Source organism: Vibrio sp. D417a (assembly GCF_030248595.1).
In the GTDB taxonomy this organism is placed as follows: Bacteria; Pseudomonadota; Gammaproteobacteria; order Enterobacterales; family Vibrionaceae; genus Vibrio; species Vibrio alginolyticus.
Map to the genome: position 1 here is coordinate 41886 of NZ_JAHGAM010000005.1, position 16674 is coordinate 58559.

17 protein-coding genes are annotated in these 16674 nt (G+C 45.1%); 10 read left to right on the forward strand and 7 right to left on the reverse strand.

What is annotated here, in order from left to right:
• Nucleotides 1–29 precede the first annotated feature (29 nt).
• Together KI742_RS05650 and KI742_RS05655 are read right to left on the reverse strand one after the other, a co-directional pair.
• Nucleotides 30–902 (reverse strand): LysR family transcriptional regulator, encoded by an 873-nt coding sequence (locus KI742_RS05650; protein WP_285385394.1) that lies wholly within the window; start codon nucleotides 900–902, stop codon nucleotides 30–32.
• A gap of 80 nt (nucleotides 903–982) precedes the next feature.
• The gene (locus tag KI742_RS05655; RefSeq protein WP_213873633.1) at nucleotides 983–1789 is read right to left on the reverse strand and encodes an arylamine N-acetyltransferase; all 807 of its coding nucleotides are present in this window, start codon (nucleotides 1787–1789) and stop codon (nucleotides 983–985) included.
• 293 nt (nucleotides 1790–2082) lie between these two features.
• Here KI742_RS05655 and KI742_RS05660 point away from each other — a divergent pair, with 293 nt between their 5' ends.
• The 5 genes from KI742_RS05660 to KI742_RS05680 all read left to right on the forward strand — a co-directional run bounded on the left by KI742_RS05660 (nucleotide 2083) and on the right by KI742_RS05680 (nucleotide 6550).
• The gene (locus tag KI742_RS05660) at nucleotides 2083–3231 is read left to right on the forward strand and encodes an S-(hydroxymethyl)glutathione dehydrogenase/class III alcohol dehydrogenase (RefSeq protein WP_017821027.1); all 1149 of its coding nucleotides are present in this window, start codon (nucleotides 2083–2085) and stop codon (nucleotides 3229–3231) included.
• Between the two features lie 62 nt (nucleotides 3232–3293).
• Entirely contained in the window at nucleotides 3294–4133 is an 840-nt protein-coding gene (gene fghA, locus KI742_RS05665; protein WP_064354455.1) for an S-formylglutathione hydrolase, read from the forward strand.
• A gap of 444 nt (nucleotides 4134–4577) precedes the next feature.
• Nucleotides 4578–5033, forward strand: a complete 456-nt coding sequence (locus tag KI742_RS05670; protein WP_005374384.1) for a hypothetical protein — start codon at nucleotides 4578–4580, stop codon at nucleotides 5031–5033.
• A gap of 5 nt (nucleotides 5034–5038) precedes the next feature.
• Nucleotides 5039–6136, forward strand: coding sequence for a GGDEF domain-containing protein (locus KI742_RS05675; protein ID WP_005383270.1), 1098 nt, complete (start codon nucleotides 5039–5041; stop codon nucleotides 6134–6136).
• A 24-nt stretch (nucleotides 6137–6160) separates the two neighbouring features.
• A complete protein-coding gene (locus KI742_RS05680; RefSeq protein WP_246542522.1) occupies nucleotides 6161–6550 on the forward strand; it encodes a hypothetical protein in 390 nt (129 codons plus the stop codon).
• Nucleotides 6551–6658: 108 nt separating this feature from the next.
• On the opposite strand, the gene KI742_RS05685 is transcribed toward KI742_RS05680, so the two are convergent.
• Both KI742_RS05685 and KI742_RS05690 read right to left on the reverse strand, forming a co-directional pair.
• Nucleotides 6659–7462, reverse strand: a complete 804-nt coding sequence (locus tag KI742_RS05685) for a Cof-type HAD-IIB family hydrolase (RefSeq protein WP_053303993.1) — start codon at nucleotides 7460–7462, stop codon at nucleotides 6659–6661.
• Nucleotides 7463–7556: 94 nt separating this feature from the next.
• The gene (locus KI742_RS05690; protein ID WP_285385391.1) at nucleotides 7557–8444 is read right to left on the reverse strand and encodes a LysR family transcriptional regulator; all 888 of its coding nucleotides are present in this window, start codon (nucleotides 8442–8444) and stop codon (nucleotides 7557–7559) included.
• A gap of 126 nt (nucleotides 8445–8570) precedes the next feature.
• Here KI742_RS05690 and KI742_RS05695 point away from each other — a divergent pair, with 126 nt between their 5' ends.
• The 3 genes from KI742_RS05695 (at nucleotide 8571) to KI742_RS05705 (ending at nucleotide 11848) form a co-directional block, all read left to right on the forward strand.
• Nucleotides 8571–9437, forward strand: coding sequence for an MBL fold metallo-hydrolase (locus KI742_RS05695; RefSeq protein WP_017633829.1), 867 nt, complete (start codon nucleotides 8571–8573; stop codon nucleotides 9435–9437).
• Nucleotides 9431–10051: a DsbA family protein gene (locus KI742_RS05700; RefSeq protein ID WP_171342390.1), complete on the forward strand. Its 621-nt coding sequence runs from the start codon at nucleotides 9431–9433 to the stop codon at nucleotides 10049–10051. The genes KI742_RS05695 and KI742_RS05700 overlap by 7 nt, the downstream gene beginning before the upstream one ends.
• 117 nt (nucleotides 10052–10168) lie before the next feature.
• Entirely contained in the window at nucleotides 10169–11848 is a 1680-nt protein-coding gene (locus KI742_RS05705) for a pseudouridine synthase (RefSeq protein ID WP_285385389.1), read from the forward strand.
• 97 nt (nucleotides 11849–11945) lie between these two features.
• On the opposite strand, the gene KI742_RS05710 is transcribed toward KI742_RS05705, so the two are convergent.
• Nucleotides 11946–13286, reverse strand: coding sequence for an MATE family efflux transporter (locus KI742_RS05710; protein WP_064354450.1), 1341 nt, complete (start codon nucleotides 13284–13286; stop codon nucleotides 11946–11948).
• Between the two features lie 506 nt (nucleotides 13287–13792).
• Here KI742_RS05710 and KI742_RS05715 point away from each other — a divergent pair.
• Nucleotides 13793–14941, forward strand: a complete 1149-nt coding sequence (locus KI742_RS05715) for a GGDEF domain-containing protein (protein ID WP_025768745.1) — start codon at nucleotides 13793–13795, stop codon at nucleotides 14939–14941.
• A 3-nt stretch (nucleotides 14942–14944) separates the two neighbouring features.
• Here the strand turns inward: KI742_RS05715 and KI742_RS05720 are convergent, their stop codons facing one another.
• Nucleotides 14945–15226 carry a hypothetical protein gene (locus tag KI742_RS05720; protein WP_005374405.1) on the reverse strand — a complete coding sequence of 94 codons (282 nt, stop codon included), beginning with the start codon at nucleotides 15224–15226 and terminating at the stop codon, nucleotides 14945–14947.
• Nucleotides 15227–15358: 132 nt separating this feature from the next.
• A complete protein-coding gene (locus tag KI742_RS05725) occupies nucleotides 15359–15643 on the reverse strand; it encodes a pyrimidine/purine nucleoside phosphorylase (RefSeq protein ID WP_005383244.1) in 285 nt (94 codons plus the stop codon).
• Between the two features lie 328 nt (nucleotides 15644–15971).
• On the opposite strand from KI742_RS05725, the gene KI742_RS05730 reads away from it, so the two are divergent.
• Nucleotides 15972–16475 carry a DUF2850 domain-containing protein gene (locus tag KI742_RS05730; protein WP_025998550.1) on the forward strand — a complete coding sequence of 168 codons (504 nt, stop codon included), beginning with the start codon at nucleotides 15972–15974 and terminating at the stop codon, nucleotides 16473–16475.
• The last annotated feature ends 199 nt before the right edge of the window (nucleotides 16476–16674 follow it).

Here is a 16674-nt window from a genome sequence, read left to right on the forward strand (position 1 = left end):
CTTCAGTTGTATTAAAGTTCATGAAAACTCTAATCCGCTAGTTCCTGCGCTAAAAAGTCGATCAACAACCTCACTTTGGGCGATAAATTTCGGCTTTGTGGATACAGTGCCCAAATGCCTTCACGGTCGTCTCGGTAATCGGTCAGCACCTCGACTAGCTCACCGTTATCTAGGGCTTCTTGAACGTAATAGTCCGGCAACTGCACTAAACCCAAACCACGTTTGGCGGCGCCCATTAGCGCAAAACCACTATTGCATTTAATCCTCCCCGATACGCGCAAAGACTTATCGCGTTTATTTTCCTTAAAATGCCAATAATCGACCGAACCAACTAGGCACTCATGTCGAGCCAGTTCGGATAATGTGTGAGGCTCGCCAAATCGCTCCAAATACATAGGGCTAGCACACACGTAATTTTGACGCGACGAAAGACGCTTTGCGATCATGCTAGAATCTTGCAGGCGGCCAAGACGAATCGCCACGTCTACCCCTTGCTCTATCAAATCCAGTTTTTGATTGGTCAGAACTAAATCGAGGTCCACACGCGGGTACTTCTCCAAAAACTGATGCAAGAGCGGTGCGAGGTTCATTTCCCCATAGGTCACAGGCGCTGTCACACGCAGCAAACCTCGCGGTTCGGTTTGCATTTGCGTTACAGCAAGCTCAGCTAGTTCTAGCCCTTCGACCAAGTGTTTGCACTGCTGATAATAAAGCTGTCCAGCTTCAGACAGAGAAACTTTTCGCGTCGTGCGATGCAGTAACTTAACCGCAAGGCGCTCTTCAAGTGCCGATACGCGGCGACTGATTTGTGCCACTGACGTTTTCAGTTTAGCCGCGGCAGCTGTAAAGCTGTTAGTTTCCGCTACGGCAACAAACTCGCTGACTCCTTCCCAATTCGCCATGCTGTATTCCTGTCGACCTCTTCTAGACAAATAGTGATTACATTGTTCTCGTCGCGCTACGCTTTGAAAACGGGAAAACTTTACGCGTCAGGTAACGGACGAAGTTCGTCGTATTGCGCATCAAGCTCAATGCCAAAATATTCTTTCAACGCATCCAGGTAGGTTTGACCTGGCTCTAGCTCTATTTCTGTTAGCGCTTCATGATTGGCGCATCTGAGTGTGTAGTTAAGCAGCGTCACCAACCCACTTTCTGTCGCTCTAGCAGCGACTCTTGCGCTAGTAAAACGCGAATTAGGCGAAGTCGAGGTAAAGAAGTTGCTACATGCAATGTCACCAGCACACACGAACTCTAAGTCAAAGCTGTATAGATTGCTCCACACGTCCGTTCCATCGGTTGAAAGCACTTGGAGGAAATAACCAAACTGAGCATCTTTGACAAAACGGAAGGTTTGTAAATCCGTCTGAATCACTTGGTCAAGGATAAATGGCAATGGCGCTCGAGGGGTATTGGAGCCAAAACCCACATCGACAATCCATGTTTGTTCCTCTAAAGTCACTAACGTGATTTGATGACTACGACCTGTTGGTGTACCAGACACATGTACACGCCCTAGCAAACTTCGCGCTTCAAACCCAAGAGTGTTGAGCACATCAAGCATTAAACCATTTAATTCAAAGCAGTAACCACCGCGAGAGTGGTACACGGTTTTTTGAATAATATCTTCAATCTCAACAGAGACGCCTCGCTGCAATGCGATGTCAAAATTCTCAAACGGCAGGCAACGATGCTGCGCCACGTGAATTCTGTGCAATGACTCCAAATCGGCGGGCAATTCACTAGGCAAGCCTAGCTTGGTTAAATAGGCACTCAGATCCGTCTTATTCATAATCACTCTTACTTAGCTGATGGTTTGACAGTTTTCTACTTTAGCCCCTCTATCTAACTTCAGGTCAATCACCTTTTCCATTTCCCTTCCGCTTTAAGGAGGCATCGCACTCTTTTTACACGCTCACCTTATCATTATTACACATATGTAAAAATCATTTTCAAAATGGACGGATTATCATTTTTACTGAAACACCTAAAATGAGCACCAACAAAACGACGAAGCGCGGTAAGCAAACCTTAACTACGCTTATTACGTCACTCCATATACTGAAAATATAAAGGAAACATCCAATGTCGCTTGAAATCAAACCTGGTCAAACTCACATAAAATCAAAAGCAATGGTCGCTTGGGCTGCAGGTGAGCCGCTTAAAATGGAAGAAGTGGATGTACAACTTCCAAAAGCCGGCGAAGTGCTAGTACGCATCGTAGCAACTGGTGTTTGTCACACTGACGCATTCACACTATCAGGTGACGATCCAGAAGGTATCTTCCCTTCAATCCTTGGTCACGAAGGTGGCGGTATCGTTGAAATGGTTGGCGAAGGCGTAACAAGCGTTGAAGTTGGCGACCACGTTATCCCACTTTACACTGCTGAATGTGGTGAGTGTAAGTTCTGTAAATCTGGCAAAACGAACCTATGTCAGGCCGTTCGTGAAACGCAAGGTAAAGGCCTAATGCCAGATGGCACAAGCCGATTCTCTATCAACGGCGAAACTATCTTCCACTACATGGGTTGTTCTACTTTCTCTGAGTACACGGTTCTTCCAGAAATCTCACTAGCGAAAGTAAACAAAGAAGCACCACTTGAAGAAGTTTGTCTTCTAGGTTGTGGCGTAACCACTGGTATGGGTGCGGTATTAAACACAGCTAAAGTTGAAAAAGGCGACACAGTGGCAATCTTTGGTCTCGGCGGTATCGGTCTTTCTGCAATCATCGGTGCTCGCATGGCTGGTGCCAGCCGCATCATCGGTGTAGACATCAACGAAAGCAAATTCGACCTAGCGAAACAACTTGGTGCAACTGATTGCATCAACCCACAAAAATTCGACAAGCCAATTCAAGAAGTGATTGTTGAAATGACAGACGGTGGTGTTGACTACTCATTCGAATGTATCGGTAACGTAAACGTGATGCGCCAAGCACTTGAGTGCTGTCACAAAGGTTGGGGTGAGTCAGTCATCATTGGTGTTGCTGGTGCAGGTCAAGAGATCTCAACTCGTCCATTCCAACTGGTAACTGGTCGTGTATGGCGTGGCAGCGCTTTCGGTGGCGTTAAAGGTCGCTCTGAGCTTCCAGAAATCGTAAACCGTTACATGGCTGGTGAATTCGGCTTACAGGAGTTCATTACCCACACAATGGGATTAGCAGACGTCAACAAAGCGTTTGATCTGATGCATGAAGGTAAGAGCATCCGAACAGTTATCCATATGGATCAATAATGCTGCCTCAGGCTCTCCTTTTGGGGAGCCTGAATTCCTTCTGCTAATTAGAGAGTTTATTCATGACCATTGAAAATGTAAGCCAAGCCAAAGTGTTTGGCGGTTGGCACAAGCAATATACACACGAATCCAATGCCCTAAACTGCACCATGCGCTTCGCGATATTCTTGCCACCTAACGCAACGAAATCAAATCCCGTACCCGCGCTATACTGGCTCTCTGGTTTAACGTGTACCGATGAGAACTTTATGCAGAAAGCGGGCGCATTTCGTATGGCGGCCGAGCTTGGCATTGCGATCATTGCACCAGACACAAGTCCGAGAGGCGAAGGTATCGCTGACGACGAAAGCTATGACCTAGGAAAAGGAGCTGGCTTTTACCTTAATGCGACGCAAGCACCTTGGTCACTGCATTACTGTATGTACGACTATGTGACTGAGGAGTTGCCTGCGATCATCGAAAGTAACTTCCCAGTCTCTGACGTGAAGTCGATTTCGGGTCACAGCATGGGCGGCCACGGAGCGCTCACCATTGGTCTGAAAAATTCAGAACAGTACCGTTCTATTTCAGCGTTCAGTCCAATCAGTAACCCAATGCAATGCCCTTGGGGACAAAAAGCCTTTACTGCTTACTTAGGCAAGGAGCTTGAAAGCTGGAAGCAATACGATGCAAGTGAACTTCTAAAACAACAACAATCACCATTACCAATTTTGATTGATCAAGGTGATGCTGATGGCTTCTTAAATGAGCAGCTTAGACCGGAAGCGCTGATTGCTGCGGCAAAAATACACGATTCAAACCTAACCTTGAGAATGCAACCAGGCTATGACCATAGCTATTACTTCATCTCAAGCTTTATTGAAGAGCACCTCAACTTCCATGCAAAATATTTGTTTGCATAGTTAATTTAAGTAAGCTCATGAAATAAAAAATAAAGTCACCAAAACTAGGTGACTTTATTTTCTTTACGTACTAACAAATACATATCTGAATATCGATGATTTAAATATGTAAAATAATGTAACTTAAGAACAAATTCGACATCCATTTCTCGCCTTATTAAATTCTCATTTCCGACACAGTATCTTTATTAAAAATGACACAAAGTTGCACTAAAAACCAATTAAATACCGCGAAATCATTACGAAACTCTACCATCATCCCAATACTCTGAGCTTTTAATTAAGAAGCAACTTAATAACCTTGACGTGACGTAAACCGACAGTTATTTTTGAAACATAACGTATTATAAAATCTCATCCGGTTGGCTCTATAATTATAAATAAATTACCGCTAGCACCTTTGTCCTAGCTAAGAAAAAAGAATAAAACTCAAAAGGGCATATGATGAAAAAGATAGTCGCGCTAGGTCTGTTTTTTGTTGCGCCATTCTTGTCTGCAAATACGATCGTATTTAGTAGTAGCCAGCAGCCTAGTGTCATACTGGAACTGGAAGAGATCCAAGCTTTACCTACCACTAGCTACACGATGACATTGCCTTGGCTTCCTGCCTCGTCAGAGTTTTTAGGCGTTAAACTCAGCACGCTTCTTACACACGTCTACGGAAAGGTACCAGAGCAGGTTGATATCAGCAGCTTAAACGACTATCACTCGACATTGTCCCGACAAGATATTCTTCGATATCAACCAATACTGGCTTATCAACAAGATCAGAATTACATAAAAGTCAGGAATAAAGGCCCTTTCTGGGTGATATATCCACTCAATCTCTATCCAGAGCTAAACTACAATAAATATCATGCGCAAATGGTATGGCAAGTAAATGAAATAAAAGAAAAATAATAAGAATGAAGTTATCAGAACCCTATTCTAAGAAACAAAGAATATTGCAATATTCTACCACCAGCAAAATGCTGCTGGTGGTGTTTGCCGTTTCTTTGCTTCTCGCGAATGTCGTGCTTTTACAGCAAACACGTTCACTCTCACAAAATTTTAATAACGAACAAAAACAAGCGACTTGGTTTTTATTCCAACTCTCCAAAGAACTATCAGAACTTGTCGGCGAGGCCAGACGGTTAGATGAAAACGTATTGAATATTGATGGTGCAGAGCTTCAATACGAGTTAGCGTGGAGTCGCTTTGACTTATTGACCAGTAGCACGAAAGCCAATAAGTTCTTTTCTCGGAACAACATGCACCTTTACTTCATTAACCTTTTTGAAGAGTTCAAAGAGCTAGAAAAACAACTAGTAGAAGCTAGAACAGGTGATAGCCAAGCTGCTGCTGCATTTTATCGTTCAACTCAAACACTATATTTAGGCTTAATAGACTTCGTTAATCAAAACTTTCGTCTAAGCAGTAAAGCTTATGAAGCACAAAAAGGTCAAACCCAGCGCTTAATGCAAGCACAATATATGTTGTTTGCGACGTTCGTTTTGTCGATTATCTCTCTAACTTATTTCTTTTATCGTGAATCCCATTTTCATAGAAAATTGGCGCTAAGCGACCCTTTGACGAACCTAGGGAACCGCAATGCACTATTCATAACCCTAAACAAATTTACTCAAGAAAAAAGGCCCTTTTCTCTCTGGATTCTAGATTTAAATGGTTTTAAAGAAGTCAACGATACACACGGACACCAAGTTGGCGACACTGTACTGCGGGAAATCGCTAGGCGGCTTAATTCTATGGCACTCAATGATTTTACTGTTTATCGCATGGGAGGAGATGAGTTCGCGGTTATCCTTGAAGGTGAACATCTCAATGAAGAGAACGTACGTGAGCAGATAAATACCGTCTTTGATGCACAAATATTAAACTCCGATAAAGTCTCAACACTTTCAACAAGCATGGGCTTAGCGCAATACCCTAAAGACAGTGACAATGTTGACTTTCTTATCAGCATAGCGGATAAGCGCATGTACAAAATGAAATTTCAACGTTAAACGGTATATATGATGAGAAAGTTCATGCAAGTACTGCTTCTACTGGCAGTCATTGCGGCAGGTGTGTTGGCTTGGGTATTTATTCCATCGCACGAAACCATCGGGCAAAAAACGCTTGAGCAGGCACTCAACGACGACTACAGCCTAGTTGGGCATCGAATCTACTCAACCGATCCGGATGCTGGCAACCGATTCGGCTACTTCGTATTGGCAACGGGCCAGAGCATTGAAGAGCAAGAGCCGTTTTTGGTCACTTCGGATCAGTTTATTCGCATGGAGCAAACGGGTGATAATACCTTGTCTGTGACCGTCAATGGCCGTATTTACCATTATCATAACGACTTGTGGGTGCCAAAATCGGATGGAAAGTTGCAGCACTTTTTGGTCAGCGCAACTGCCAACTACGTGCGCTAAAAAACGGGAACATTACTACCCCCTCCCACCACACACACAAAAAACAAAGCCCCGCATGCACTGCGGGACTTTTACGTGAAGAAGAAAATAACATCGAAAAAATGAGCGTTACTTCGCTAACACTTTCTCTTTAATCACTTTGAGTACCCCAGCCTCTTGGTTGCTTGGCGCAGAATAACGAGCAATTTTCTTAATCTCTTCGTGCGCGTTGGCAACCGCGTACGAATGCTCACTGACTTGCAGCATTTCGAGGTCATTGAGGTAATCACCAAACGTCATTGTTTCTGCCGGAGTAAAATTCATCGTCTCTTGAAGGTGCTGAATGGCCGCGCCTTTAGACGCCTCGGCATTCATCACATCCAGCCAAATTTTTGCGCTCACTACGACTTTATGCGTTGCGCCAAACTTCGCGTTCATGGTCGGGAACAGGAGCTCTTCCGAACCGTCAAAGTGACAAATTGCTACCTTAATAAACTCGTCTTCGACCTCAAGCAAATCCGGCACATATTCACAGCGGTGGTAGTACTTTTGAAACTCTTCCAGCGATTGCTGATCATGCGTTTCGATGTACGCCGAGCGCTTGCCACACAATACGATGTTCGCCCCGTCAATCTCACGAGCCGCTTTCACAATCTCCAACACTTCCGCTTTAGGAATGGTACAACTGTAGAGCTCTTTGTCTTGGTACATCACTAAGGTGCCGTTTTCAGCCACATACAACAGTCTGTCTTTGATTGGCGCGAACGTGTCTCGCAGACTGTAATACTGACGACCAGACGCAGCGGAGAACAAAATACCTTGCTCTTCCAGTTGCAAAAACAGATCGAAAAACTCCGGATCCAAACGACCGTATTGGTCAAGCAATGTGCCATCCATATCGGAAGCAATAAATTTGATGCGAACTTGTGACATTAACTAAAACTCTAAATGACGCTGCGAAAATATATCCATGTAAGGTACAGGATCTTGTATGAATCTCAAGTCGGGATGACGACGCCTTTCGCTATTACCAAGGATGCTGTTTAAAGTAATCTTCACTGTGATCGATGAAAGCTCTCACCGCAGGAGACAAGTGTTTACGTGATGAATACAGCGCGTAAATGTTGAGACCATTTGGCTTCCAATCCGGCAACACCGACTCAAGCTGACCCGATTTGAGATAGATATTGCTCAAGTAAGTTGGCAACATCGAAATACCCATGCCTTGTAAAGCGCCATGCAATAACGCCGTGGCCTCATTGCTGGTTAGGCGACACTCAATTCCCACCGATTCGAACTGGTCGCCCTGAGACAAATGCCACACGTGACGCTCAAAGTTTTTGTATCCCAAACAGTCGTGTGAAGATAAATCTCGCGGATGCGCGATCGCGTGGTGAGTTTGTAAATATTGCGGTGATGCTACCAACACCGATTCGCACACCGCAATCGGCTTACCAATCAAAGAAGGATCGGGATCTGACGCAATTCGGATCGCCAGATCGATACGTTGTTCGGTTAGATCACTCACTGAATCTTGCAGATCTATGTCGATATGCACTTTGGGGTGCTTGTGCATGAAACTGTTTACTACGGGGATCAACTGTGAGAATCCAAATGAAGTACTAGACGCAAGACGGATTTTTCCGGACAGCTCACCATCAGCGGCAATGTTCGACGTTAATGTATCGGCCTGTTTTAACCAGCGCTCAATCTGAGGCAAGCTGCGCTCCCCTGCGGTGGTGAGGGACACCTTGCGCGTGGTGCGGTGTAACAAACGAGTTTGCAGCCAGTTCTCCATCGCCTCTACATAACGAGTTACCATTGGCCGAGACATGTCTAACCGCTCGGCGGTCGCGGTAAAACTGCCAGAATACACTACATCTACAAATACTCTTGCTGCCGTTACTCTATCCATACATTTGCTCGAAATAAGAAATAGTGATGCACATTATTGTGTATTTTTCCGAGCGTATCAATTTCCTAATATAGCTCCCGTACCCAAGCCATAGTCGCTTGGCCCCAAATTCTTTAGGAGCTTATTATGAAAAAATTCACTTTGATTGCTGCATCCATTTTAATGGCAAGTCCTGTTCTAGCGGCAAACCACTCTCCCCTTACTCTTGAGGTTTACAACGCCGACGGTAACAGCTTCCACGTAAACTCAACCTTGGTATACGGTGAGACTGACGCCATGGTTATCGACACTGGCTTCACCAAAGCTGACGCGATGCGCATTGCCGCTAAAGTGCTGGACTCAGGCAAAACGCTTAAAACCATTTTTATCAGCCAAGCGGACCCAGACTACTACTTTGGCGCAGAGGCCTTACACCAACAGTTCCCTGATGCGCAGATCATCACAACGCCTGCGGTTCAAAAAATTATTAAAGAGAAATTGGCTGGAAAGCTGGCGTACTGGGGACCAAAGCTTGGCGCAAACGCACCGGTAAAACCAGTGATCCCTGTCGCGTACGACAAAGCATCATTGGAACTAGAAGGTCATAAGATTGAAATTCGTGGTAACCATGGCACATCAGCACACCGCCCTTACCTATGGATTCCAGATAACAAAGCAATTCTAGGTAACGTAGCCGTGTACTCAAACGTACATTTGTGGATGGCAGATGCCGCTGACCAAACCGCCATCAATGCTTGGGAGCAGCAACTTAGCGAGATGCTTGCGCTTAAACCTCAAGTGGTCATTCCTGGTCACATGAAAGCAGGCACAAAGCTGAACGCAGACACCATTCGCTACTCGCAACAATACTTGCAGGATTTTCAGCAAGCGAAAAAACACAGCAATAACAGCGTTCAACTCATTGACACCATGTCTGCAAAATACCCAGAAGCTCAATTGCCAATCGCGCTAGAAATCGGTGCGAAAGTGCATACTGGTGAAATGTCATGGTAACCGTGCATTACTTCTTCGATCCCATGTGTGGTTGGTGCTACGGGGCATCACCACTCATCGAAGCCTTGATGGACACCTCTCAATTTAAGGTGGAGCTTCATCCCGGCGGCATGATTGAGAAGCGCGCAATTGAGCCTGAATTTCGTCAGCACATCATCAACAGTGACGCTCGTATCGCAACCGAAACCGGAGCAACGTTTGGTGAAGCATATCTACAACGCGTGAAAAGCGAAGATGCGTTTGTTCTTGATTCTTATCTACCAACACAAGCGATCTTGAGTGCGGAGAAAATGGGGCTGAATCCATGGCACATGCTAAAGACCATCCAATCTGCGCATTATCAACTCGGGTTAAAAGTGAATGAAGCATCGACACTCAAAGCCATTGCAGAATCGCTAGGTTTAGCAAGTGATGCGTGGGAGCAAAACATGACGTTAAGCGAAGCCGAGCTAAACGAGAGAATTCACTCTAGCCGACAGTTGATGCGCCAGTTACACGTTGGTGGTTATCCAACCATGATTGCAGAAGTAAATGGCGAGTACTTGACCTTGCCGCACTCGACCTACTACGACAAACCGGCACTGTGGAAGCTTGCATTACAAAAACTGCAATAAGCTCTTCCCCACTCGCTCTTGTTCTTAATCCAAGAGCGAGTGCCAACACCGACATGGCAATCCTGACTCAAACAGGTACAATCCTCGCTCGAATTTTTACTCGCGCGGATACCCACCATGCACTCGCCTGAACATTGTTTTACTCGTTTTACTGCTGATACTTCTGATTATGAATTACCAACGCAGTTTACGTTTCCGTTCTACTACACGCCGCATCCTCTTTGCGTTATAGCCGCAAAGCAATTGCAACAGCATTTATTAGCGCAAACCGACTTCGAACACGATTTTGGTTTGGTTAATGAAGAAACGGGGCGAGGCAAAATGTTTGGCGTATTGCTGGTAGAAAGCCCTCAAGGCGAGCTCGGCTTTTTAAGTGCGTTTTCTGGCAAAATTGCTGACCAAAACTTGATTCCAGGATTTGTCCCTCCTGTGTACGACATGCTGACCGATGAAGGCTTCTTCCGCGCAGAAACGGATGCCATCAACGCCGCCAATACGGAGTACAAAACCTGTGCCGCGAATCCGGAATTGGCGGATCTTAAAGCGCAAATCCAAGCCGACCGCGCCGCTTATCAGCAAGAGGAGCAAACACAGCGCCAAGTGATGATTGACGGCCGCGCCGCACGCAAACGACAGCGTCAACAGGGCGAGCAAACACTCAATGCCGATGACCTCAAAATCTTATTGGATGAGTTGGGTAAGCAAAGTGTCGCCGAGAAAAACGTTCTCAAATACTTAAAGCAAGCGTGGGATGAAAAGCTTGCAATCAAAGAAGCGCGCTTGGCTGAGTTAGAGCAGCAACTTGCTCATCTGAAAGAACAGCGCAAAACGCTCTCCAACGCTTTACAGCACAAACTGCATAAACAGTACCGCTTTCTAAACAGCCATGGCGAAGCACGCGACTTGGTGGACATTTTTGCGGACACCACAAACCCAATACCACCAGCAGGTGCAGGGGAATGTGCTGCGCCAAAACTGCTCCAATACGCGTTTAAATACGGATTCAAACCGCTGGCGCTGGCAGAATTTTGGTGGGGTGTGTCGCCAAAGTCTGAAGTTCGCCAACACAAAAAATTCTACCCATCGTGCAACAGCAAATGTCAGCCGATTTTGGGCCATATGATGCAAGGGCTGGATGTCGAACCTAATCCATTGGCGGAGAATTGGGCAGAAGACAAAGAACTAGAGATAATCTACCAAGACGACGCTATGGTCGTCGTCAACAAGCCCTCGGGCTTACTTTCAGTGCCTGGTAAAACCATCAAGGACTCTGCTTATACGCGCCTACAAGCGATGTACCCTGATGTGGAAGGGCCGTTTGTGATTCATCGTCTCGACATGGCGACCTCTGGCATTTTGGTGTTTGCCTTAACTAAGCGCGCGAACAAAAGTCTGCAAAAACAGTTTATGGCTCGCGGCGTACAAAAACGTTATATGGCACTGCTCGAAGGCGTATTAAACGAGCCTGAAGGGGAAATTTCACTGCCAATGCGTGGTGACCCCGACGACCGCCCACGTCAACTGGTGTGTTTTGAACACGGGAAACATGCAGAAACCTACTGGCAACTGATTGAAGTCAAAGATGGGCGCAGCAAGGTATACATGTATCCGAAAACCGGGCGAACTCACCAACTACGTGTACACAGTGCTCATCACATGGGGTTAAACATGCCGATGGTTGGTGATGGTTTATACGGCGAAAAAGCCAACCGCTTACACCTGCATGCTGAGATGCTAGAGCTGGATCATCCATACAGCAAAGAGCGCATGGTGTTCAAAGCTGAGTGCGAATTCTAACGTCTTCCCGAGTTTAAATAACAAAAAGGCACTGACTATCAGTGCCTTTTTTGGTTTCTAACAACAGAATAAGCGTGATGCGCGATACCGAAAACCGTTAGCTCACCTTAAACTTGGTCCACACCTGAGAGCGCCAACGCCTTGCCATGATGATACCACGCACCCATTCATCGAGTGCGATTGCCATCCAAGCCCCTAAAACGCCATACCCCATGTGAATGCCAAAGATGTAAGAGAAAAGCACACCTAGTCCCCACATACTCAAAATCCCCATTTGCACTGGGAACTTGATGTCACCCGCGCCTTTGAGCCCCGCGATAAAAATCAGGTTAAACACACGTCCGGCCTCGAGCAAAATTGAGCCCATGACTAACGAACCTGCCAATGCGAGTATCTCTGGTTGATCGGTAAATACGCGCAGAATCTCTTCTCTAAACAGGTAAATCAGTGTGGTTGCCGCCGTTGATGCCACAAATCCTACTAAGAAGTAGATTTGTACGCGTTTTAAAATGCTGCTCACCCAACCTTTACCGATGTAGTAACCAGTCTGAATTTGCGCTGCCTGACCAATTGCCAGCGCGAAAGCAAACGAGAAACGGGCAATGTTTTGCGCATAAGTGAAAGCCGCTAACGATGCCGTCCCCATTTGCACCACAAAATACACAATGCAGATTTGCGCCACGTTGTAAGACAGCACCTCACCCGCGTTCATGCCGCCGATTTTTAAGATCTTTTTGTAAATCTCTACGGGCACTTGTTTCATAGTCGACATTGGTAGCTCAATGCTGCTGCGCGCGAGAATAAACCATAACATTAACGTACCGATGACTTGGCTGACGACGGTTGCTATTGCCACGCCTTGCACGCCATACACAGGTAAACCAAATGGCTGGTAAAGCGCAATATAGTTACCAATGATGTTGAACACACCCGAGATCAAATTCACCACCATTGGGGAACGTGAATAACCATGACTACGCAGAATAGTTGTAAAAACAACGCCAATCGTAACGTTAAACGTCATCGCACCGCTTATCAGCAGATATTCATGAGCGTACTGCTCAACTTGCGCTTCCAAGCCGTAATACGGGAGTAGATATATCGCACCAAGCACGGCAATCACACTCAATAGCACACCGACGAGCACAGACAACGCAATACTCGCAACACCAACGCTCACTGACTCTTGCTCGCGTCCAGCGCCATTGTATTGGGCAATCAAAATCCCCGTACCGCTACTGACAAACGTCGAAACGATGATTAAAAAGAAGGTAATCTGCGTGATCACACCAACAGCGGATACGGCTTTGTCTGAGTAGCCACTCAGCATGAACACGTCACTGGTTCCTAAAGCCGTCCGTAGCAAAATTTCGACAAGAATTGGCCAAGCTAATGCCACAATGGACATTCGTTGGTTGATGTTTTGGCTTTTAGGCATGCTTGTAACCTTTCCTACAACTAAAAACTGCCTCACAATTTTGTGAAGCAGTTTAAAAATAGTGACTCGAACGAAGCTCGATATGAGGTTGTGATTTAGCGCGGATTCTAGTCGCATATTGGTCATAACGACAACAATATTTCGCCCTGTTTCGGAAAAATATTTCTAATGCATTTTCGAAACGACATATGCCTTGACGATACGTAGAGCAGAGATTGGTGAACAATACTCTCAATCAACGAGCACCGAACAGAATTAGGATAATCAATACAAATTCGTCTAACTAGATACATTACTTTGAGTTATCATTCCAACCATATAGAGCCATGAAGAACCGTCATGAAAACCTGCATGCGCCACCATTCCTCTTTGAACACTCGCACCAAATCACACTGATGGCTTTGCACTAAAAATGACTGATATCACATTTGGAAACTTTGTTGTTCTATTTATCGCGAAAATACCGCCTAGAATAAGCGTACACGTTAATTAAGCAAGGATACGTAATGTCGACATTGGCTGGAGCGCGCTTAGAAGAAATGGCGGACATCCGCTCAACAAGAAAAAAGAAAATTGTCTTTTTATGCTCCAGTATCGCCGCTGCCTGTTTAACTTATGGTTCCATTGCTCAATCACTTGAGAATAACTGGGGTTTAAGCTTTTTCCATGCTTTGTGTGCCTTGGCATGCTTAGCAATCAGTTATGTAATAAAAGTCCAGCGGCACCATCAATACGCCGACTTATGGCTAAGTGCTGTCTTAATGTTCGAAGGGTTATTGTTACTTCTGTATAACGACGCTCCGTCAGGCAAAATGTTATGGCTATATCCTATTGTCGCCACTCTGGTATTAATTAATGAGTTTAAGGTCGGTCTGTTGTTCAGTGGCACCTACATTTTACTGATCTTTTTTGGGGTCGCTTTTTTAGATCGACTGCCAACAGCCACAGAAATCATAGAGCGGAGATTGATGCTGACCCTGATAGCGACCGCGTTTGTGTGTCACACGTTCTCGTATTACTACACGAAAGTCCTCAATTACATTCAAACACTGTATCGTGAGGGGATTGAGGAGTTAGCATATTTTGACCAGCTCACTGGGCTTGCCAATCGCTGGAGCTTTGAGACTTGGGCGCGCGCAAAGCTCGATGAAATCAAGCACTCATCTGATGACAGCATCACCGCATTGGTCTTTCTCGATATCGATAACTTCAAGCACATCAACGACACCTACGGGCACGATATTGGTGACCAAGTACTTCAAGCCTTCGCAACTCGATTAAAAAATAACATTCGCAACAAAGACAGAAAAACAGATAAACACGACTACTCCATCGCTCGATTTGCGGGCGACGAGTTTGTAATCATGCTTTACGATGTAAAAAGTAAAGATGACCTCGACAGCATCCTAAAACGGATCGTAAATCTGTTTCCGACAGGTTACCGAAGCTACGATATGATTAACGAGTTAACGATGAGTGTAGGTGCTGCTATCTATAAGCAAGATGCAAAGGATTTGTCTGAATTGACTCGATGTGCAGATAAAGCAATGTACGCAGCTAAACATACTGGTAAAAACCAGTACGCCTTTTATGAGCACTGCAATACGGAAGAACAGTCAACATCTGATGCACCAGCGGTACCAGAAGCTTGCTAATGACTAAGCGAACACATGCATCACCCAAAGCCCCACAACGAGGAATACGATTAACCACACTACTTGCAACGTTCTGTTCGGCTTGTCTTGCTGACGAGTGGGGTGATCTTTAAACGCACGGCCCTTCATTTTGCCCATTAAGCTCTTCCCTAGAGCACGTCGATAAAATTCACGTCTCTTATGAGCGGCGTTGGCAACTTCGGTAAAGCGCTGTCTTTGCTCATTGGTGAGATCTTTATCCTCGTAACGAGGAGGGAGATCAGAATGCTTGCGTTGTACTGCCATCACTTCCTCCCTGGTCGATGGGTACATTTTTATTAAGTATATACCCAAATAACCAAAAAGATGCGTTATAAGTGAAGCACATAGACGAAAAAACCACCCGAAGGTGGTTTTATGACGAGCAACAAATGAACGCTAGAAGTACTCACATAAATACGCAGTCGCTTCTTTCACTTGAAGCTCAAATGAAGAATTACCTTCCACTTCAAAAAACTCACCACTTTGATAAGTCGTCCAATCGCTCTCGCCAACACGCTTGACCACAAGCGCACCTTTTACAACCGTCATACGCTCTGGTGCTTGAGTACCAAAAGTGTACTCACCAGGAAGCATCACACCAACGCTAACATCCTGATCTTTCTGGTTAAAGCCTAGTGATTTTACACTACCAGCAAAATAGCTATTTTCCTTAATATTCATTATTGGTTTCCTTATCAAAAGTCCGCTCTTTTTTACCTTGTTTCTTTCCGTTACTCAAGCTTTGAAAGCCATTAAACTCAACGTAGTAACGCACATCCTTTGCTACTGAGCGAGAACCTCTTTTCGCGAGGATTAATCAGGCGACCTAAACCGAGCAAGAAAACCTGCGAAGTAATGAATGTGAGCAAACAACAAAACCATCAATAAGATGTGTATCTGAATGTAAAAGTGGACATTAGATCATAGTTTCGTCGTCTCAATGGCGGGATTGTTTGTTTTTAAAAAGGAAGGTTTCCACCATGTTAAAAAAGTGGAGAAAATTAGATCTATGACGGACTCAACTCGCCGAAGGCGAAAAGCACGACAAGAACCAAAACTTTCATTTTTGGCTCGCCACCAATCCAAAATCTTCAAGAGTACATTTGTCTGCTTCGGGATGGGTCTGTTGACGTTTTTTGGCTATCAAATCCACCTCTCCTATCAAGACCACATTGATCCGGAAAAGGTGTACGGCGAATGGATTGAGATTGGCGCGCCACCCTACCAAACAGAACGTCTCGTTTTCACTGAAGATGGGGTATACCGAAACCATCGACTTATTACGACGGAATTTGAATTCGATGGCAAGGTCATCACGTTGAATACCGGATTAGGAAAGACAGCGTATCAGATCTCGGGTTCTCATCTTTCACCTCAAATACGCCGTATTGAGCCTCTTATTCCAGATCAGCGATTCATTCGTAAAGGATTTGAGCATACCGTTCAGGGCTCAGAAACCGGCGCAGCCTCTAAACGTCGTGCCGCGTTGAGTGAACACTTCAGCCGTGACTAGTACGTCTTCACGGCTATTTTTCCTTTCAATTCTCTTTCTATATCAATGAAACAAAACCTTAATAAACAACAAAATAAGGCCTTCATCGCATTTAACTAACTCGTTACTGAGTAAACAATAATTTTAGTTTCTGCTGAGATTTTATAAATTATTGACTCAGTCTGACACTTTCTGTGTAACAGAGTGCGAGTTTTAGTTA